Raw genomic sequence first — 18380 nt, forward strand, 5'->3', positions numbered from 1 at the left:
GAGCCTCTTCTGCGGACTTTTCCAAGGAGTCTCATGAGGAGCAGAGTTGTGGCGGGCGCGACGGCGCTCGCCGTGGTCGCGGCCGCGCTGACGCCGGTCGCGGCACAGGCGCGTCCGGCCGATCCGCTGGACGCGGTGAACACGTTCATCGGCACCCAGGACGAGGGCAACACCTTCCCCGGTGCGTCCGCGCCGTTCGGCATGGTCCAGTCCAGCCCGATCACCACGCACTACGCCGGATACCTGTACACCGACACCGCGATCCGCGGCTTCGGGCACTTCTTCCTGTCCGGCGCGGGCTGCTGGGAACAGGGCGGCCTGGTGTCCATGCTGCCCACCACCGGCGACATCGGCCCGGGCGCGGCGTTCGACACCAGCAAGCCGGCGACCTTCGACCAAGCCAAGTACGCCGCGCCGTACACGCACGAAGGCGAAGTCGGCAAACCCGGCTACTACAAGGTGCATCTCACCGGCTACGGCGGCATCGACGTCGAAACCACCGCCAGTACCCGCAGCGGCGTCGAACGGTATTCCTTCGACAAATCCGGCCCGGCCAACGTTTTCGTCAATGTCGGGCAGGCCAACGCGAAGGAACCGGTCAGCGGCAGCAGCGTCCGGATCGTCGACGACCACACCATCGCGGGCACCGTCGAATCGCAGGCTTTCTGCGGTGGCAAGCCTTACACCACTTACTTCACCACGAAATTCGACCAGCCGTTCTCCTCGTACGGCACGTGGTCGCCGGACGGCGGCACGCCCGGCAGCCGCTCGGCACAAGGCGGCGCGGGCCTGCGCGGCGCGTGGCTGACCTTCCCCAAGGGCGGCCAAGTCACTGCCACCACATCGATTTCCCAAGTGGACGCTCGCGGTGCGGACACGAACCTCGCCGCCTCGCGCGTCCGTCCGTTCGACGCAGTGAAGAAGGACGTCCAGCGAGACTGGCGACGCGAACTGTCCAGTGTGGACATCACCGGCGGCACCCCGGACGACCGCACGGTCTTCTACACCTCGCTCTACCACGCCTTCCTGCAACCGCTGACCGCGAACGACGCCGACGGCCGGTACTACGGCTTCGACAAGAAGATCCACCGCGCGATCGGCTGGACGTACTACGACTTCTTCTCCCTCTGGGACACCTACCGCTCGCAGAACCAGTTGCTGGCGCTGCTGAAACCGGACCGCGCCCGCGACATCGCGAAGAGCATCCTCGCCATCCACGACCAAGGCGGCTGGCTCCCGCGCTGGGCGTACGCGAGCCAGGAAACGAACACGATGACCGGCGACCCGGTCACGCCGTTCCTGGTCGACCTGTGGCGGTTCGGCGCGCTGAGCGGCGAAGAAATGCACGCCTACCAAGCACTGCTGCAGAATTCGACCGAGATCCCGCCCGCGTCGTCGCCGTTCCAAGGCCGTTCCGGCAACGCGAGCTACCAGGCCGACGGATTCGTCCAATACGACCCGAATTTCCCGAAAAAGGGCCAGGACACCGATCCGGCACACGGCGCGTCCGCGACGCTGGAATACGCCCTCGCCGACTGCTCCCTCTCGGTGATGGCCTCCGCGCTCGGCCGCAAGCAAGACGCGAAGCAACTCGCCGCCAAGGGCCGGACGTACGCGACGCTGTGGGATCCGTCCGTGACCGACCGCGGCTTCACCGGCTACTTCCGCCCGAAGGTCACCGGCGGCAGCTGGTACACCCCGGCTGACGGCCCGTACAGCCCGCAAGGCCAGGACGGCTTCCACGAGGGCACGGCCTGGCAGTACCAGTGGCTGGTGCAGCAGGACGTGCCCGGCCTGGTCGCGAAGATGGGCGGCGCGGCCAACGCGGGCAAGCGGCTCGACGACTTCTTCGCCTACGACGACCTGGTGAAGGACCCGGCGAAGACCGCGCACGAGAAGTGGGTCGTCGGCCCGTACGACTACTACAAGCAGTTCCGCTACAACCCCAACAACGAGCCCGATCTGCACTCGCCGTGGATGTACACGCTCACCGGGCAGCCGTGGAAGACCTCCGCGGTGGTGCGGGCCGCGCACACCTTGTTCACGAACGCTCCCAACGGCGTCACCGGCAACGACGACCTCGGCACCATGTCCGCCTGGTACGTCTTCAGCGCGCTCGGCCTCTACCCGGCCGTTCCGGGCACCGGCAACTTCGTGCTGAACGCGCCGCGGTTCGCCAAGTCGGTAGTGCACCTGCCGAACGGCCGCGACTTCACCATCAACGCGCGCGGCGCGAACGGGGCGCAATTGCAGTACGTCTCCGGGTTGCGCGTCAACGGCACGGCGTCGGACAAAACGTTCGTCAGCCTCGAACAACTGCGCCGCGGGTCCACTCTGGACTTCGCGCTGACCGCCGACGCGCCGAAGGCCACGTGGGGAACGTCACCCTCCTCCGCGCCGCCTTCTCCTTGTGCCGGTTAGTGTTCGCACGTGGACGGTAAGTGAAGGCCGCCTCCCGGATCCTGGGATCGGGAGGCGGCCTTTCCCGTTAACCGGGCATTTCCCGCCTGTTTCCGGCTCTCGTCCGGAATTGGTTCGGACCTTTGCCGCGATTGCTCGTGACCAGAGTCACGGGCCCCGGTGTTCCGGTGAGGCCGGTCACGCCTCACACTGGTCTCATACCCGTTCGACAGTGCTGTTGACGCCAGGCGGTTTCCGTCCGCCTTGGACAGTCCGTCGGACGTGTTTTTTGTGTGTGCAGTCAGCACGCACCGGGTGACGCACAGGAGGATGTCGTGTCCAGCAAGGCCGCTCTCGTGTTCCGCGTGGCCGCAGTCGCCGAGGCTCTGTCCTGGCTCGGCTTGCTGATCGGGATGTTTCTCAAGTACGTCGTCGACGCGTCTAACGAGGGCGGCGTGCCCGTCCTCGGCATGGTGCACGGCGTCGTCTTCGCCCTGTACGTGATCGTCTCCCTGTCCGTGGCCAAGCCGCTGGGCTGGCGCGGCAAGACCCTGGTGCTGGCGCTGCTCGCGAGCATTCCGCCGCTGTTCACCTGGCTGTTCGAGAAGTGGGCCCTGCGCAACGGCAAGCTGGACGGCCCGCAGCGGCTGACCCACGGCGGCGTCGGCCTCTTCGTCCGCGCGCAGGAGCCGGTCGGCGTCTGATCTTCCGCTTTTCCCGAAGGGCCCGTGCGAACCGCGCGGGCCCTTCGTGCGTTACGAGGTGAAATCGCCCGCGGACTTGCGGACCTTGGTGAGCAGGTCGGTGAGCTGCTCCACCTGCCGCTCGGTGAGCCCAGTAAGCCCGAAGTCGATGTCGGTGACCGCGGCGGTGGCGGTTTCCCGCAGCGCGCGCCCCTCGTCGGTGATCTCGACGAGCGTGGTGCGCCGGTCGGTGGGATGCGGCACGCGCTTCACGAGCCCGTCGCGCTCGAGCCGGTCCACTATGTTGGTGACGCTGGTGGGATGCAGTTGGAGCCGTTCGCCCATCACCCGCATCGGCAGCCGCGCGTTGCGGGAGAAGGTGAGCAGCACCAGCGCCTCGTAGCGGGCGAAGGTGAGGCCGTGCGGCTTGAGAGCGCCGTCGACCGCCGACTGGATGATCTGCTGCACCCGCATCACACCGGTGACCGCGGCCATGGTTCCGGCCGGGCCGATCCGGTCTTCCCACAGCTGCGCGGCACGGGCGATCGGATCGAACGGCAGCGGACGGTTCATGGCAACCGAAGCTACCAGCGGGTACCCCGGTCGTGGGGGTCGCCCTGCGAGAACAGCGAAAGGAATCCGGCATGATCGTCGCGTTCAGCGTGAGCCCCTCGGCGGGGGAACCGGACGGCGGAGTGAGCGAGGCCGTCTCGCGCGCGGTGAAGGTGGTGCGCGAATCGGGCCTGCCGAACTCGACCAGCTCGATGTTCACGGAGATCGAAGGCGACTGGGACTCCGTGATGGCGGTGGTGAAGAAGGCGGTGGAAGCCGCGGGGGAGGGCTCGGCGCGCGTCGGGCTGGTGCTGAAGGCCGACATCCGCCCCGGTTACGACTCCGGCCAGCTCACCGCGAAGGTCGAGCGCGTGGAAGCGCACCTGCGCGAGGACTGAGCTACGGAATCGGCGGCGTGAACGCGACGGTCCAGCGTCCCTTGGCGCTGGTCACCGCGAGCCGGTAGCTGAACTGCTCGCCCGTCCCGGTCTTCCCCTGCACGACGGCCGCGGTCGGCGAGCGCTCGTCCGGCGCGAGCCGCACGGAGATGTCGTGCGCGTTGCCGTCCTTGAGGACGCTGACGTAGTCCTTGGCGAGGTCGTCGCCGCCGGAGCCGGGGACGTCGAAGAGCCCGGCGAGCGCGTCCGCGTCCCGCCCGCTCAGCGCCGCGGTCAGCTCCGTGCGCAGTTCCGGCGGGGACGCCGCGCCGGGCGGGTCCTGGTGCGCGACGGTCGCCGTGATGCTGGCGATCCACGCCACCGCGACCACGACGGCCGCGGCCACCGTGACGTTGCGCCGGCTGAGCATCCTGCGGCCTCCTCGTTGTCCTCGCGCAGAGCATGCCTCAGCGGAGTGCGTATGCCAAAAGCGAACCTCGGGGCTGCTGCTGAACTCTCGCGGCGAGGCGTGCCAGGATGGAGGGCGTGACACACCCACGCGGATCTGCAGCGAACTCAGCGGCCATGTCCGCCGCGTTGTCCGGCGCGGTCGACCTGTCCGCGCTCAAAGCCAGGGCGGAGGCGTCCCGGAACCAGCCGCCTTCGGGGGCGGGACAGCCGGGCGGCACGTCCGCGCCTCCGTCGGACACGGTGCTCGAGGTCACCGAGGCGACCTTCCAGTCCGTCGTCGAACTCTCCCTCAACCAGCTCGTGGTCGTCGACCTGTGGGCCGGGTTCTCCGAACAGTGCCAGCAGCTGACCGCGGTGCTGGAGCGGCTGGCCGGCGAGAGCGGCGGCGCCTGGGTGCTCGCGAAGGTCGACGTCGAGGCGAACCCGCGCATCGCGCAGGCGTTCGGCGCGCAGTCGGTCCCGACCGTGGTCGCGATCGCGGGCGGCCAGCCGGTGGACGCCTTCTCCGGCGCGCTGCCGGAGCCGGAGATCCGCAAGTGGCTGAACTCCCTGCTCGACGCGCTGCGCGACCGCCTGCCCGGCATCCGCGCCGCCGAAGAGGCCCGCGGTCCGGTCGAGGAGCCGGAAGACCCGCGCTTCACCGAGGCGGAGGAAGCCTTCGAGCAGGGCGACTACGCCGCCGCGCAGGCCGCGTACGAGCGCATCCTGGACGCCGAACCGGCCAACGAGCTGGCGAAGAACGCGCTGGCCCAGGTCAAGTTCACCGCCCGCGCCGAAGCCGCCGACCCGAGCGCCCGCGAGAAGGCCGAGGCCGACCCGAAGGACATCGACGCCCAGCTCGCGGCCGCCGACCTGGACATCGCGGAACAGGACGTGGAAGGCGCGTTCCGCCGCCTGGTCGACGTCGTCCGCCGCACCGCCGGGGACGACCGCAACCGCGTCCGCGAACACCTGGTCGCCCTGTTCGAACTCTTCGACCCGGCCGACGAGCGCGTCGCGAAGGCCCGCCGCGACCTGGCGAGCGCCCTGTTCTGAGCTGACGAAAAGGGCCGCACCGGAGCGTTCCGGTGCGGCCCTTTTTCTGTCTGGCTCAGGGGTACTGCTTCGAGCAGGAAGACGACCCCTCGAGATAGCCCCGCCGCAGCGCCTCGACCCGGTCGAACCCGCTGTCCGGCCGCTCCCCGTTCACGTTCGCCGACACCAGCCCGTCCGGCCGGAGCAGATCCGCGATCGCCTCGTCCAGGTCGCCGGACGACAGCTTCAGCCGCACCTCGCCGGTCGGGTGGTTCGAGAACGCCGCCCAAGCCCCTACGAGGCAAGCCGTGCGCAACCCGGCATTGGGTGTGTCGATCGACGCTCCCACGCCCTTCTGGACCCCGATCGCGTACCGCGACGCCAGCTCGGCGAAGGCGGCGAAGTCGCCCAGCCCGCCCCCAGGCCGGCCGGCCATCTCGGCTTCCTGGTCCACCGGCTCGGCCAGCTTCTCCAGCGCCCGCTGGTCGAAAACCACCGTGTTGTCGTTGGGGCAATAAGACGCGGGCGGGGTGCTCGGCCCGCCGGGACAGCTGCCCGACCCGGCCCGGAACTGCGGCCCCTGCACGCCCGCTTCCCGGAACGCCTCGTCGAGGCTGCCCTTCAGCTTCGCCACCCGCTGCTCGTCGAACGGGGCGTCGCCCTTGCCCTTGTCGCCCGAGTCGAACGGCCGCTCGGTCAACCGCTTCTGCACGTTCTGCGCGTTCATCGCCGCGCATTCCTTCGGCCCCTTCTCGAACCCGGCCTGGAACGCGTACGTCCGGTCGAAGGCCGTGCCGTGCGCCTGCCGGTCCGTCGCGCTGGTCCCGGCCTGGTCGCGGATGAAGAACATCGCCGCCATGATCTGGTCGAGCCCCTCGGCGGTCGACACCCGGTAGAACTTGCTCTTGTCCTCGGCGACCCACCGGAAGTACCCGCCGGCGAAGCAGTCCGCCTGCTGCTCCTTCACCACCGTCGGCGTCGACTTCGAAATCCCCGCGGTCGCCCCGAGCCGGTACTGGATCGCGTGGCCGAACTCGTGCGCCAGCACGGTCACCACCGACATCGGCCCGAACCGCTTGCGCAGCATCGGCAGCAGCACGCCGCGGTCCCAGGCCACCGAATCGTCGCCCGCGCAGTAGAACGCGTTCACCAGCTGCTTGACGCTGCCGCACGCGGTGTCCTCGGTGTCGTGCTTCGAGTCGTAGGACAGCAGCGATTTGACCGGCTCGAACCGCTTGCCGCCGAACTCCGCGGGCAGCGCCTCGGTCCAGTACGCCTGCACGTCCGCGATCGCGGCGGTGGCGAGCTGGTCGTCCTCGCCGCCGCTGGCGTTGCGCACCCGCAGGTCCGGCCGCGGCGCGTCGGTCCGCAGCCCGCTCTCGAAGTGCGTGACCGGCAGGCCGGCGACGTTCCCGGCTCCCGGCGTCGCCGCCGGAGTCTTGTCCCCGCACGCGGCTGTTCCCAGCACGGTCGCCGCGACCAGCGCGACCAGCGCGTACCGGCGTCCCCCTCGGCTCATGTTCCCTCGTTCCCCATCCGCGTCCGACAACGAACCGGGACATTACTGACCCGGATGGCGGAACGTGGCGGCAATCCCCGAAGTGGGGTGCGAGCGCGGGCGAAGCGGGCCGGATATCGTCGCTGACCATGCGTGCAGTCCGCCGGTTCACCGTCCGTGCCAGCCTGCCCGAGCCGCTCGCCGGGCTCGGGGCACTCGCGACCAACCTTCGCTGGACCTGGCATCCGCCGACGCGCGACCTGTTCGCCTCGATGGACGCCGAACTGTTCAACAAGATCCGCGACCCGCTGCGCATGCTCACCGCGCTGCCGCCGGAGCGGCTCGAGGAACTGGCGAAGGACGAGGACTTCCTGAACCGCACCCGCGAGGCCGCGGCCGGGCTGGAGCGCTACCTCAGCGAACCGCGCTGGTACCAGCGGCGCACCGACGACGGCCTTCCGCAGGCGGTCGCGTACTTCTCGATGGAATTCGGGGTCACCGAGGCGCTGCCGAACTACTCCGGCGGCCTCGGCGTGCTCGCCGGCGACCACCTCAAGGCGGCCTCGGACCTCGGCGTCCCGATGGTCGGCGTCGGCCTGCTGTACCGGTCCGGCTACTTCCGCCAGGGCCTGTCGCTGGACGGCTGGCAGGTCGAGCACTACCCGGTGATCGACCCGAACGCCTTCCCGCTGGAGCTGGTCACCGAGGACGGCCGCCCGGTGCTGGTCGAGGTCGCCATGCCCGGCGGACGCGACCTGCGCGCGCAGATGTGGCGGGCGCGCGTCGGCCGGATCCCGCTGCTGCTGCTCGACACCGACATCGAGGCCAACGACGAGGACCTCCGCTCGGTCACCGACCGGCTGTACGGCGGCGACGCCGACCACCGGATCCGGCAGGAGATCCTGGCCGGCATCGGCGGGTTCCGCGCGGTGCGGAAGTTCTGCGAGCTGACCGGGCATCCGCAGCCGAAGGTGTTCCACACCAACGAGGGCCACGCCGGATTCCTCGGGCTGGAGCGTGCCCGCGAGATCATCCAGTCCGACGGTCTCGCCTTCGACGAGGCGCTGCCCGCGGTCCGCGCCGGCACCGTGTTCACCACGCACACGCCGGTCAGCGCGGGCATCGACCGCTTCCCGGTCGACCTCGTGCAGCGGTACTTCTCCGACGGCAGGCTCGTCCCGGACGTCGACGTCCGCCGCGTGCTGCAACTCGGCGCGGAGGACAACCCCGGCCTGTTCAACATGGCGCACATGGGACTGCGGCTGGCGCAACGGGCGAACGGCGTCTCCAAGCTGCACGGCCGCGTCACGCGCCGGATGTTTTCCCGCCTGTGGCCCGGTTTCGACGACGCCGAGGTGCCGATCGCGTCCATCACCAACGGCGTGCACGGGCCGACCTGGGTGGCGCGCGAGCTGAGCGCGCTGCTCGGCGGCAACCACGAGGAGTTCGGCCACGAGGGCCGCACGCCGGACAGTTCGCTGCGCGACGGCGTCAGCGACCAGCAGCTGTGGGAACTGCGCCGGGAACTGCGGGGGAAGCTGGTCGGCGAGGTCCGGCGGCGGGTGCGGGCGGCGTGGATGCAGCGCGGCGCGTCAGCATTGGAACTGGGCTGGACCGTCCGCGTCTTCGACCCGGACGTGCTGACCGTCGGCTTCGCCCGCCGCGTGCCGACGTACAAGCGGCTCACGCTGATGCTGCGCGACCCGGACCGGCTGCGCGCGCTGCTGCTGGACGAGAAGCGCCCGATCCAGATCGTGATCGGCGGCAAATCGCATCCCGCCGACGAGAACGGCAAACAGCTGATCCAGCAGATCGTGCGGTTCGTCGACGATCCCGCGGTGCGCCACCGCATCGTCTTCCTGCCGGACTACGACATGTCGATGGCCCGCTACCTCTACCGCGGCTGCGACGTGTGGCTGAACAACCCGGTGCGGACGCTGGAAGCGTGCGGCACGTCCGGGATGAAGTCGGCGCTCAACGGCGGCCTGAACCTGTCCATCAAGGACGGTTGGTGGGACGAGTGCTACGACGGCTCGAACGGCTGGGCCATCCCCACCGCGGACGGCGTCACCGACCCGCTCCGCCGCGACGACCTCGAAGCCGCGGCGCTGTACGACCTGCTCGGCCAGCAGATCGCGCCGCTCTACTACGACACCGGCGAGGACGGCGTGCCGACCGGCTGGCTCGCGATGGTCTGGCACACGCTCGAAACGCTGGGCCCGCGAGTGCAGGCGTCGCGAATGGTGCGCGAGTACGTGGATTCCGGTTACCTGCCCGCATCGAGGATGGTCGCCGCCGCCACCGACAACGGCCACCAGGGCGCGCTTTCGCTGGCGGACTACCGGACCAAACTGGAAGTCGCGTGGCCGCGCGTGCGGATCTTCGACGCCGAACTCCAGTACGACCACACCGAACGCCTCGTGGTGGGCACCGAGGTCACCATCCGCGCCCGGATCGACCTGGCCGGCCTCGAACCGTCCGAAGTGGACATCCAAGCCGTAGTGGGCCAGGTCGGCGACGGGGACGAACTCGCGGACGCGGTACAGGTCCCGATGACACCGGACGGAATCGGCGCGTTCGCCGCGACCCTGCGCCTGCCACGAGCAGGCTCGGTCGGCTACACGGTGCGGGTGCTGCCGAAGCATCCGCTGCTGGCTAGTCCGGCGGAACTGGCGCGCGTCGTGCTCGCCTGAGCCCGCTCGCGCCCCAATGCCACATTGGGTGCATCTGACGCACCCAATGTGGCGTTCGGTGCGTGGGACGCACCCAATGCCACATTGGGGCGCTCGCGACCCAGCTCAATCGACCGCCGGGGTTCCGCCTTCCCGCACCGGCAACCCAGCCGCCGCCCAAGCCCGGAACCCGCCCACCAGATCCGTAGCCCGCGCCAGCCCCAGCCGCTGCAGATCCGCCGCGGCCAGGCTCGACGCGTACCCCTCGTTGCACACCACCACCGCGACCGTCTCCGCCGAAACCCCCGGCAGCCGCCACTCGCTTTCCGGGGCCAGCCGCCACTCCAGGTGGATCCGCTCGACCACCACCGAGCCGGGGATCTCGCCCTCGGCGACCCGGTTGGCGTACGGCCGGATGTCGACGATCAGCGCGCCGTCGGCCTGCAATTCGGCGGCGCGCGCCGGGTCCGCCCGGTCCAGCGTGGACCGGGCGGCGGCGAGGAAACCATCAAGTGCGCTCATGACCGCACAATGGCAGGAAGCGGCGGGATCTCGTTCGGCACGTCGGCGAGGCTCGTGTACTCGCGCGTCGGCACCAGCGGCGGCGAGTAGGCGTGCACGCTGGCCGCCGGTTCGCTGCCGACGCCGAGCACCTGGTGCGCGCGCCCCGCTCCGAAGCCGATGCCCTGGCCCGCGAGGTGCGTGCGGCGGCGCACCGGGCCGCCGGGGTAGCGGTACTCCTCGCCGAGTTCGCCCTGCAGCACGGTGAACGAACCCGACGCGCCGCCGTGGTCGTGCGGCTTCGTGGCCTGGCCGGGCAGCCACGACAGCAGCCACAGTTCGACGCCGTCGGTCAGCGCGAGGCGCGCCCACCAGCGCCGGTCCTCGTCGAAGCGCAGGACGTCGCGCAGGCTGGTGGTCAGTTCGGTGGTGACCGTGCGGGTCAGGTCGACCAGCTCGCGCGGCGTCCACAGCAGCCGCGACGGGTGCAGCAACTCGGGCAGCAGCGGATCGGTCAGCTGGGGGTGGATTTCGATTTCCGGACGGACGATGGACGTGGTCAACGCGGGTGCTCCTGGAATGAGTCGGTGCCGGGACGCGAGGCAGCGCGGCACGCCGACGGAGGATCAGCGTGCGTGCCGCGCCCGGCTACATCCGCTGGAAGCCACCAGGAGCAGGTCGATCGCGCGACGGCGCCACAACACGGGGCGCGCGGACCTGGACATGCCGGGGATGCTGCCACAGCCACGCGATCACGGCCGCTCGTCCCAGCGGCTGGACGCCCGGCGCGCCGTTAGCCCCGGGCGGGTGCGAGTCGGTGCCCGGGCGACCGCCACAATGGGCTCGTGAGCGAGCCGATCCTGCCCAGCGATCCTGACGACCTCGTCGTGCGGATGTCCGGTGTCGGCGTCCGCCGTACCGGAAACGACCTCCTCGCGGCCCTCGACTGGGCGGTCGAGCTGGACGAGCGATGGGTGGTGCTCGGGCCGAACGGGGCCGGCAAGACCACCCTGCTCCGCCTGGCCGCCGCCGAACTGCACCCCACCTCCGGCACTGTCGACCTGCTCGGCGACCGGATCGGCAAGGTGAACATCTTCGACCTGCGCCCGCGCATCGGGTTCACCTCCGCCGCGATCGCCCAGCGCGTGCCCGGCGACGAGCTCGTCGGCGACGTCGTGGTCAGCGCCGGGTACGCGGTGATGGGCCGCTGGCGCGAGCAGTACGACCGGATGGACCTCGACCGGGCGACCGAACTGCTCGGCACGCTCGGCATCGCGCACCTGGCCGAGCGCACGTTCGGCACGCTGAGCGAGGGCGAGCGCAAGCGCGTGCTGATCGCCCGCTCGCTGATGACCGACCCGGAGCTGCTGCTGCTCGACGAGCCCGCCGCGGGCCTCGACCTCGGCGGCCGCGAGGACCTCGTGGCCCGGCTGTCGGTGCTCGCGATGGACCCGGACGCGCCGGCGATGGTGCTGGTCACCCACCACGTCGAGGAGATCCCGCCGGGCTTCACCCACGCGCTGCTGCTGCGCGAGGGCCGCGCGGTGGTGTCCGGGCTGGTGGACGACGTGATCACCAGCGAGAACCTGTCCAAGACGTTCGACCAGGACCTGGTGCTGCAGCGTTCGGGCGAGCGGTTCTTCGCCCGCCGCAGGTAGGTCGGCTAGGTTGGCCTTACCGGCCGGTAGCCTGCTGGCGCTGCGTCAACGCCGTTAACGAGGAGGAGTTCGCGTGGGAGAGTTCGTAACCCTGGAGGTCGAGGGCGGGGTCGGCACGATCCGGCTGGACCGGCCGCCGGTCAACGCGCTGAACAACCAGGTGCAGGCCGAGCTCGCCGAGGCCGCGCGCGAGGCGTCCGACCGCGACGACGTGCGCGCGGTGATCCTCTACGGCGGCGAGAAGACCTTCGCCGGCGGCGCGGACATCAAGGAGATGGCGTCCCGCACGTACCCGGAGATCGCGAAGTTCGGCGCCGAGCTGACCGCGTCGCTCGCCCGGGTCGCGAACATCCCGAAGCCGGTCGTCTGCGCGATCACCGGCTACGCCCTCGGCGGCGGCCTCGAACTGGCGCTGACCGCGGACTGGCGGATCGCCGGCGACAACGTGAAGGTCGGCCAGCCGGAGATCCAGCTCGGCATCATCCCCGGCGCGGGCGGCACGCAGCGGCTGACCCGGCTGATCGGCCCGAGCAAGGCCAAGGACCTGATCTTCACCGGCCGGTTCGTGAAGGCCGAAGAGGCGCTCAAGCTCGGCATCGTCGACGAGGTCGTGGCCCCGGACGACGTGTACGCGGCGGCGCACAAGTGGGCCTCGCAGTTCGCGAACGGCCCGGCGGTGGCACTGCGCGCGGCGAAGACCGCGATCGACTCCGGCCTCGACGTCGACCTGGCCACCGGCCTCAAGATCGAGACGCAGCTGTTCACCGCGCTGTGGGCGACGGAGGACCAGAAGAACGGCATGCAGTCGTTCATCGACAACGGCCCCGGCAAGGCCAGTTTCGAGGGGAAGTGACTTCCGTGTCCGACCCGGCGCCGAACCCGCACGCCACCGAAGACGAGGTCAAGGCGGCCTACGCCGACCCGAAGCTCGCGAACGTCCTCTACCACGACTGGGAAGCCGGGACGTACGACGAGAAGTGGTCGATTTCCTACGACGAGCGCTGCATCTCCTACGCCACCGACGTGTTCAACGCGGTGGCGGGCGACGACGGCCAGCCGTACCAGCACGCGATGGAACTGGGCAGCGGCACCGGCTTCTTCCTGCTGAACCTGATGCAGGGCGGCGTCGCGAAGAAGGGTTCGGTCACCGACCTGTCGCCGGGCATGGTGCAGGTCGCGCTGCGCAACGCCGAGGGCCTCGGCCTCGACGTCGACGGCCGGGTCGCCGACGCGGAGCGGATCCCGTACGACGACAACACGTTCGACCTCGTGGTCGGGCACGCGGTGCTGCACCACATCCCGGACGTGCGCCAGGCGTTCGGCGAGGTGCTGCGCGTGCTCAAGCCGGGCGGGCGGTTCGTGTTCGCCGGCGAGCCGACGAAAATCGGCGACCGCTACGCGCGCCGCCTCGGCCAGCTCACCTGGTACCTGACCACGAACATCACCAAGCTGCCCGCGCTGAGCGGCTGGCGGCGTCCGCAGTCCGAATTGGACGAATCCTCGCGCGCGGCGGCGCTGGAGGCTGTGGTCGACATCCACACCTTCGACCCGTCGGAGCTGGAAGCGATGGCGCGCGGCGCCGGCGCCCAGGACGTCCGCGCGGTCACCGAGGAGTTCTCGGCGGCGCTGGCCGGCTGGCCGATCCGCACCTTCGAGGCCGCGGTGCCGCAGGAGAAGCTCACCGTGCGCTGGCGGCTGTTCGCCTACCACCTGTGGCTGCGGCTGTCCGCTTTGGACAAGAAGCTGCTGTCGAAGGTGCTGCCGCGCGAGCTGTTCTACAACGTGATGATCACCGGGACCAAGCGGCCGTCCTGAATTGCCCTACAGTTTCACGCTCGACGACGTCGCCTTCCTGCGCTCCGGCGCGGGACGGGCGGCGCTCGCCGAGTGCTCCGCTTTGGACGGTTCGCGGATCGCGGACGTCACGACCGCTCGTCGCCTGGCCGGGGAGCACGCTTCCCCGGTGCTGGAAACCGTTGCGCTGCGGCATAAATCGGTTCTGAAACTGGCTTCGTCCGAAGATTGGCTGTTCACTGGCGACGCCCTGCAGCAGGCGAGCGCTACGCCAGTGGCCCGGCATCGAGCTTCCCGGCTCGCGGGGTTGCCGGTGCACGACGTCACCTGCTCGGTCGGCGCGGACCTGGTTGAACTGTCTCGCGTCGCCTCGGTGGCTGTCGGGTCCGATGTGGACCCCGTACGGCTGGAAATGGCTCAGCACAACGCTTCCGCTGCCGGAGTTTCCCCGCTCATCGCCCGGGCCGACGCCTTGCGGCCGATTTCCCGGGCCACCGCAGTGGTCGCCGATCCCGCCCGCCGCGACTCCGCGGGTCGCCGGGTGTGGCGTCCGGCCGACTTCCTGCCGCCGCTCGACGAACTCGTGGCCGCGTATCCCGGCCGGATCCTGTCGGTGAAATGCGCGCCCGGCATGGATTTCTCCATCGCGCCGTGGGCGGACGAGGTCGAACTCGTGTCGCTCGACGGCCAAGTCCGCGAAGCCTGCCTGTGGCGCGGGCTCTCGTCCGGGGTCACCCGCCGCGCGACAGTGTTGCGTTCGGACGGTACACAGTGGACTCTCACTGACGCGGAACCGGACGACATTCCTGTGCGGGCGGCGGGGGAGTGGCTGGTCGATCCGGACGGCGCGGTCGTCCGAGCCGGGCTCGTGCGGCATTACGCGGCGCGGCACGGCTTGTGGCAACTGGACGAACGCATCGCCTACCTCACCGGCGACACGCCGCCGCCCGGAGTTCGTGCCTTCCGGGTGCTCGAACAGTTGCCGTACCGGGAAAAGACGCTCGGACAGGCGTTGAAGAAGCTCGACGTCGGACGGCTGGAGATCCTCGTCCGCGGCCTCGACGTAGACCCGGACGCCTTGCGTCGCAAGCTGAAACCGCGCGGTCGCGAAGGGTCCACTGTGGTGCTGACGCGGATCGGCCGGTCGCCGGTGGCGTTCGTGTGCCGCGCCGAGCGCATCCCGATGGAGGGTTCCCAAGCCGGGGAACGCGGCGTAAGTTCTGCGGGTTGACGCATCATCACTGGAGGGTCGCTGTGTCTCGTTTTCCCGCTCTCGTCAAACTGGCCGCCGCCGCGGCCATCGGAGCCACCGTCGCAGGCGGCGCGACCGCGCTGGCCGGGTCCGACGCCGTCACTGCCGCGCACGGCCGCGAACCGGCCAACATCGGCCAGGTGAAGAACGACGTCAAGGCGTACTACGGGGACTGGCTCGACGCGTCCGGCAAGCACCACTACTCCGAAACCAGCCGGTTCGTCACCGACACCAAGCGCGTGGTCGCCGACGCGAAGCGGTACCTGCAGCAGAAGCTCGGGAAGGTGAAGAACCCGGCGATCGTGCTCGACGTGGACGACACGTCCGAGATCACCTACGGCTGGGAAGCCGACAACGACTTCGGCTTCGACCCGGTGAAGCAGCAGAAAGCCATCGACGACGGCACGTTCGAGGCCAACAAGCCGGTGCTGGAACTGGCGAAGTGGGCCGCCGACCGCGGGGTGCGGATCTACTTCCTGACCGGCCGCAACGACAAGCAGGGCCCGCAGTCGCTCAAGAACCTCGCCAACGAGGGCTACCCGACCCCGGCCGGCGCGTACTTCAAGCCGAAGACCACCCCGCCGGACTATCTGCCGTGCGGGCTGACCTGCACCACCGTCCAGTACAAATCGGGCACCCGCGCGCACATCCAGTCGACCGGCGCGCACATCGTGCTCAACCTCGGCGACCAGTTCAGCGACCTCGAAGGCGGCTACGCGGACCGCCCGGTGAAGCTGCCGAACCCGATGTACTACCTGCCCTGAGTTCCTTGCCGGAAGCAGCCCGGGTCCCGCGCCGGGCCCGGGCTGCTCCGTTTCTCCTCAGCCGGAATACCCGGCGAAGATCTTCGAGAATTCGTACGGCTGCTGGGAAATGTTCGTGCACCGGTACAGCGGCCCGCTGCACGCGTTCGCGTCCCGGCCGAGTTCCCAGAACGACAGCATTCCCAGGTGGACACTCTGCGCGAAGCTGACCACGGCGCTGGCGTCCTTTGGGTAGAAGATCTCGTTCTGCGAATCGTTGACGCCGAGCATCGGCGTGAGCCCGACCTTCTGCCAAGCGTCCGCATCGGACAGTCCGAGCGCCGATTTCAGTTGCGCCTGCGTGGATCGCGCCGCCTGGATCGCCTTGGCACCCTGGTCGCCGGAGCCCTGGTAGTAGTCCATCGCCATGACGTTCACCAGGTCGAGATTGACGCCCGCGTCCCGCGCCGAGGTCACGACGTTCAGCCCGTCCGACGTGAGCCCGGTCGGAAGCACCGGCAGCGTCAGGGAAATCTTGAGCCCGGGATTGTCGTCCTGCACCTTTTTCAGTGCCTGCGAACGAAGTTTGATCGAACCCGGGTCGGCGACCGCCGCGCCCTCGATGTCCACGTCGATGTACTTGAGGTCGTAGGCTTTGATCACCGCCTCGTACTCGCCGACCAGCGAATTGACGTCCCCGCACGCCTGCGCGAGCTCGACGCCGGACGCACCGCCGAACGAGACCTTGACGTCTCCGCCCGCCGCGCGGATCTTCGCGATTTCGTCGGACTGCCAGCCCTGGCGCGGGTCGTAAGCAGCGAACCAGCTGGCCTTGCAAGCAGCTCCGGTGACGAAGCCGAGGGTGAAACTCTTGATGCCGCTCTGCTGGGACATCGAAGACAGCACAGGCGACGGCCACGCGCCCATGTCCACATAGGGCGCGAGCGCGATCGACGAGCCGCTCGCCGCGGCCGCGGTGCTCGGCGGCGCCGCGAGTCCGGCTACGGCCAGCAACCCGCCGAGCGCGGCCGCCAGTTTCCGGGGGGAGGGGAGACGCATAGGTGGAACCTCCACGGTGAGGACCGAGGGGCGGTAAACCCCTGTCCAAATGGTATAGACCAATAACCCCGTGGAGGCCATACGCCATTAGTAGGCCGATCCGTCCCGCTGACCGGGATTCAGCGTCGCGCGGCGAGCCGGTACCGCAGGTCGACCGCCAGCGCCGGATCCCCGTCGTGCACCCGGTCCCACCGAACCGGTTTCCCGCCCGGATTGTCGAACAGCCGCACCCCGGAGCCCAGCATCACCGGCATGAGATGCACCTGGAACTCGTCGAGAATCCCCAGCTCAACGCATTGCCGCGCGATATCCTGGCTGTGCAGCTCAAGATCCTTCCCGCCGGCCGCCGCGAGCCCGATCTCGACCGCCTCCCGGACGTCGCAGCCGAGAAACGTCACCCCGTCCTCGGCCGGAGCGTCCTCCGGATGATGGGTGAGCACGAAAACGGGCCCGCTCCACGCTCCGCCATACGGCTGCCTGGCGACCTCCCCGGGCACGCGGGCGACGAGCGCGTCAAACCCGCGCCGTCCGCCCAGAATCGCCCCGATCCGCGCGATGGATTCCTCGTGCACCCCCGGCGTGACACGCACGCCCGACATCCAGTCCATCGCATGCCCGTCCGCGGCGACGAACCCGTCCAGCGACATCGCGACGTGCCACAACACCTTGCCCATGAGTCCTCCTCGTGTGCTCAATAACGAGGTAGACCGGCAGGGCAGCGAAAACTCATCGGTCTCCTGGCGTCAGGTTCTCCGAACAGATGCTCAGCAGCTCAGCCAGCCGATGCCGCTCGTCCTCCGGCATCCCGGCGAGCATCCGCTCCTCGACCTGGTCGACCAGCCGATGCGCCTCTTTCAACCGGTCTTCGCCGGACGCCGTGAGCCGCACCGGCCGCGCCCGCCCGGTCGACGCTTCCTCGGCAACCGCGACCAGCCCGGCCGTCTTCAGCCCGGCCAGGACGTCCCGCAACGACTGCCGCGTCACGAAGCAATGCCGCGCGAGTTCAGCCGACGACGCTCCCGGGTTCTCCGCCAGTGCCGCCAGCACCGCGTACTGCGCCATCGACAGCCCGATCGGCCGCAAGAGCTCGTCGGACGCCTGCCGGAACGCCTGCTGCACCCGCTTCACGAGGTACCCCGGCCGCCGCGTCGTCTCTTGACTCATGACAGGAACCTTACACATAATGGCCATTGTCAGGAACCTGTCATAGGGAGAATCCGATGCCGCTCACCACCATCAGCACCGACGCCGACGTCGCCACCCTGGTGAACGTCTTCACTGTCGCCCCGGAAAAGCAGCGAGCCCTCGTCGAGGTCCTGACGACGGCGACGGAAGAGGTCATCCGCCACCGGCCCGGCTTCGTGTCCGCGAACATCCACGCGAGCACCGACGGCACCCGCGTGGTGAACTACGCCCAGTGGGCGAGCGCCGAGGATTTCCAGGCCATGCTCGCCGCCCCGGAATGCCGCGACCACCTGTCCGCCGCCCTGGCCCTGGCCGAGAGCGATCCGCACCTGTGCACCGTGGAATCCGTGCACCACGCCTGATTCATGCTGGGTCAACGGGTGACCCCGGCGCCTCTGTATGCGGACGCGCGAGCCCTGCCGACCTCGCCCCGACATGACGGCGCTGCCTCACGCCACCCCTCAGCAACCCAGCTGCGGCCAACCCCCGGTCTGGCAGGGTTGCCCGTAACCAGACCGGGG

19 protein-coding genes are annotated in these 18380 nt (G+C 69.7%); 11 read left to right on the forward strand and 8 right to left on the reverse strand.

Annotated elements, in window-relative coordinates:
* Window positions 1-33: 33 nt before the first annotated feature.
* On the forward strand, window positions 34-2421 hold the full coding sequence (locus tag WA670_RS16785) for a GH92 family glycosyl hydrolase (protein ID WP_134727799.1): 2388 nt from the start codon (window positions 34-36) through the stop codon (window positions 2419-2421).
* A gap of 314 nt (window positions 2422-2735) precedes the next feature.
* Window positions 2736-3104: a DUF3817 domain-containing protein gene (locus WA670_RS16790; protein WP_037811885.1), complete on the forward strand. Its 369-nt coding sequence runs from the start codon at window positions 2736-2738 to the stop codon at window positions 3102-3104.
* Between the two features lie 51 nt (window positions 3105-3155).
* Here WA670_RS16790 and WA670_RS16795 read toward each other — a convergent pair whose 3' ends face one another.
* Window positions 3156-3656, reverse strand: coding sequence for a MarR family winged helix-turn-helix transcriptional regulator (locus WA670_RS16795; RefSeq protein WP_336158246.1), 501 nt, complete (start codon window positions 3654-3656; stop codon window positions 3156-3158).
* Window positions 3657-3727: 71 nt separating this feature from the next.
* Here WA670_RS16795 and WA670_RS16800 point away from each other — a divergent pair, with 71 nt between their 5' ends.
* Window positions 3728-4033, forward strand: coding sequence for a thiamine-binding protein (locus tag WA670_RS16800; RefSeq protein ID WP_043839187.1), 306 nt, complete (start codon window positions 3728-3730; stop codon window positions 4031-4033).
* Between the two features lies 1 nt (window position 4034).
* On the opposite strand, the gene WA670_RS16805 is transcribed toward WA670_RS16800, so the two are convergent.
* Window positions 4035-4442 (reverse strand): hypothetical protein, encoded by a 408-nt coding sequence (locus WA670_RS16805; RefSeq protein WP_336158247.1) that lies wholly within the window; start codon window positions 4440-4442, stop codon window positions 4035-4037.
* Window positions 4443-4597: 155 nt separating this feature from the next.
* Here WA670_RS16805 and WA670_RS16810 point away from each other — a divergent pair, with 155 nt between their 5' ends.
* A complete protein-coding gene (locus WA670_RS16810; protein WP_199817577.1) occupies window positions 4598-5518 on the forward strand; it encodes a tetratricopeptide repeat protein in 921 nt (306 codons plus the stop codon).
* A gap of 55 nt (window positions 5519-5573) precedes the next feature.
* On the opposite strand, the gene WA670_RS16815 is transcribed toward WA670_RS16810, so the two are convergent.
* The gene (locus WA670_RS16815) at window positions 5574-7016 is read right to left on the reverse strand and encodes a neutral zinc metallopeptidase (protein ID WP_037811879.1); all 1443 of its coding nucleotides are present in this window, start codon (window positions 7014-7016) and stop codon (window positions 5574-5576) included.
* A gap of 128 nt (window positions 7017-7144) precedes the next feature.
* Here WA670_RS16815 and glgP point away from each other — a divergent pair, with 128 nt between their 5' ends.
* A complete protein-coding gene (gene glgP / locus WA670_RS16820) occupies window positions 7145-9688 on the forward strand; it encodes an alpha-glucan family phosphorylase (RefSeq protein ID WP_336158248.1) in 2544 nt (847 codons plus the stop codon).
* A gap of 105 nt (window positions 9689-9793) precedes the next feature.
* On the opposite strand, the gene WA670_RS16825 is transcribed toward glgP, so the two are convergent.
* Both WA670_RS16825 and WA670_RS16830 read right to left on the reverse strand, forming a co-directional pair.
* Window positions 9794-10189 carry a rhodanese-like domain-containing protein gene (locus WA670_RS16825; RefSeq protein WP_238607940.1) on the reverse strand — a complete coding sequence of 132 codons (396 nt, stop codon included), beginning with the start codon at window positions 10187-10189 and terminating at the stop codon, window positions 9794-9796.
* Window positions 10186-10731 (reverse strand): cysteine dioxygenase, encoded by a 546-nt coding sequence (locus tag WA670_RS16830; RefSeq protein ID WP_037811876.1) that lies wholly within the window; start codon window positions 10729-10731, stop codon window positions 10186-10188. The genes WA670_RS16825 and WA670_RS16830 overlap by 4 nt, the downstream gene beginning before the upstream one ends.
* 282 nt (window positions 10732-11013) lie before the next feature.
* Here WA670_RS16830 and WA670_RS16835 point away from each other — a divergent pair, with 282 nt between their 5' ends.
* The 5 genes from WA670_RS16835 (at window position 11014) to WA670_RS16855 (ending at window position 15636) form a co-directional block, all read left to right on the forward strand.
* Entirely contained in the window at window positions 11014-11826 is an 813-nt protein-coding gene (locus tag WA670_RS16835; RefSeq protein WP_037811875.1) for an ABC transporter ATP-binding protein, read from the forward strand.
* 73 nt (window positions 11827-11899) lie between these two features.
* Window positions 11900-12679, forward strand: coding sequence for an enoyl-CoA hydratase/isomerase family protein (locus WA670_RS16840; RefSeq protein WP_009073917.1), 780 nt, complete (start codon window positions 11900-11902; stop codon window positions 12677-12679).
* Complete coding sequence (locus WA670_RS16845) at window positions 12676-13641, forward strand: class I SAM-dependent methyltransferase (RefSeq protein WP_037811873.1); 966 nt, start codon at window positions 12676-12678, stop codon at window positions 13639-13641. Before WA670_RS16840 ends, WA670_RS16845 begins: the two co-directional genes overlap by 4 nt.
* Window position 13642: 1 nt before the next feature.
* On the forward strand, window positions 13643-14851 hold the full coding sequence (locus WA670_RS16850) for a class I SAM-dependent methyltransferase (RefSeq protein ID WP_336158249.1): 1209 nt from the start codon (window positions 13643-13645) through the stop codon (window positions 14849-14851).
* Window positions 14852-14874: 23 nt separating this feature from the next.
* On the forward strand, window positions 14875-15636 hold the full coding sequence (locus WA670_RS16855) for an HAD family acid phosphatase (protein ID WP_336158250.1): 762 nt from the start codon (window positions 14875-14877) through the stop codon (window positions 15634-15636).
* 57 nt (window positions 15637-15693) lie between these two features.
* On the opposite strand, the gene WA670_RS16860 is transcribed toward WA670_RS16855, so the two are convergent.
* From WA670_RS16860 to WA670_RS16870, 3 genes are all read right to left on the reverse strand, one after another.
* The gene (locus tag WA670_RS16860; RefSeq protein WP_205670315.1) at window positions 15694-16674 is read right to left on the reverse strand and encodes a chitinase; all 981 of its coding nucleotides are present in this window, start codon (window positions 16672-16674) and stop codon (window positions 15694-15696) included.
* Window positions 16675-16793: 119 nt separating this feature from the next.
* Entirely contained in the window at window positions 16794-17348 is a 555-nt protein-coding gene (locus WA670_RS16865; RefSeq protein ID WP_134669916.1) for a dihydrofolate reductase family protein, read from the reverse strand.
* 52 nt (window positions 17349-17400) lie between these two features.
* Window positions 17401-17838: a MarR family winged helix-turn-helix transcriptional regulator gene (locus WA670_RS16870; RefSeq protein WP_134727803.1), complete on the reverse strand. Its 438-nt coding sequence runs from the start codon at window positions 17836-17838 to the stop codon at window positions 17401-17403.
* A gap of 56 nt (window positions 17839-17894) precedes the next feature.
* On the opposite strand from WA670_RS16870, the gene WA670_RS16875 reads away from it, so the two are divergent.
* Window positions 17895-18221, forward strand: coding sequence for a putative quinol monooxygenase (locus tag WA670_RS16875; RefSeq protein ID WP_134669914.1), 327 nt, complete (start codon window positions 17895-17897; stop codon window positions 18219-18221).
* Window positions 18222-18380: the final 159 nt, after the last annotated feature.

This window comes from Amycolatopsis sp. VC5-11 (assembly GCF_037034185.1).
Taxonomy (GTDB): domain Bacteria; phylum Actinomycetota; class Actinomycetes; order Mycobacteriales; family Pseudonocardiaceae; genus Amycolatopsis; species Amycolatopsis nivea.

What these genes read in the sequence shown, in the direction of transcription:
- WA670_RS16805 (WP_336158247.1), bottom strand. Translation starts at nt 4,442, where the DNA reads ATGCTCAGCCGGCGCAACGTCACGGTGGCCGCGGCCGTCGTGGTCGCG.
- WA670_RS16800 (WP_043839187.1), top strand. Translation starts at nt 3,728, where the DNA reads ATGATCGTCGCGTTCAGCGTGAGCCCCTCGGCGGGGGAACCGGACGGC.
- WA670_RS16785 (WP_134727799.1), top strand. Translation starts at nt 34, where the DNA reads ATGAGGAGCAGAGTTGTGGCGGGCGCGACGGCGCTCGCCGTGGTCGCG.
- WA670_RS16795 (WP_336158246.1), bottom strand. Translation starts at nt 3,656, where the DNA reads ATGAACCGTCCGCTGCCGTTCGATCCGATCGCCCGTGCCGCGCAGCTG.
- WA670_RS16875 (WP_134669914.1), top strand. Translation starts at nt 17,895, where the DNA reads ATGCCGCTCACCACCATCAGCACCGACGCCGACGTCGCCACCCTGGTG.
- WA670_RS16870 (WP_134727803.1), bottom strand. Translation starts at nt 17,838, where the DNA reads ATGAGTCAAGAGACGACGCGGCGGCCGGGGTACCTCGTGAAGCGGGTG.
- WA670_RS16860 (WP_205670315.1), bottom strand. Translation starts at nt 16,674, where the DNA reads ATGCGTCTCCCCTCCCCCCGGAAACTGGCGGCCGCGCTCGGCGGGTTG.
- glgP (WP_336158248.1), top strand. Translation starts at nt 7,145, where the DNA reads ATGCGTGCAGTCCGCCGGTTCACCGTCCGTGCCAGCCTGCCCGAGCCG.
- WA670_RS16825 (WP_238607940.1), bottom strand. Translation starts at nt 10,189, where the DNA reads ATGAGCGCACTTGATGGTTTCCTCGCCGCCGCCCGGTCCACGCTGGAC.
- WA670_RS16865 (WP_134669916.1), bottom strand. Translation starts at nt 17,348, where the DNA reads ATGGGCAAGGTGTTGTGGCACGTCGCGATGTCGCTGGACGGGTTCGTC.
- WA670_RS16810 (WP_199817577.1), top strand. Translation starts at nt 4,598, where the DNA reads ATGTCCGCCGCGTTGTCCGGCGCGGTCGACCTGTCCGCGCTCAAAGCC.
- WA670_RS16815 (WP_037811879.1), bottom strand. Translation starts at nt 7,016, where the DNA reads ATGAGCCGAGGGGGACGCCGGTACGCGCTGGTCGCGCTGGTCGCGGCG.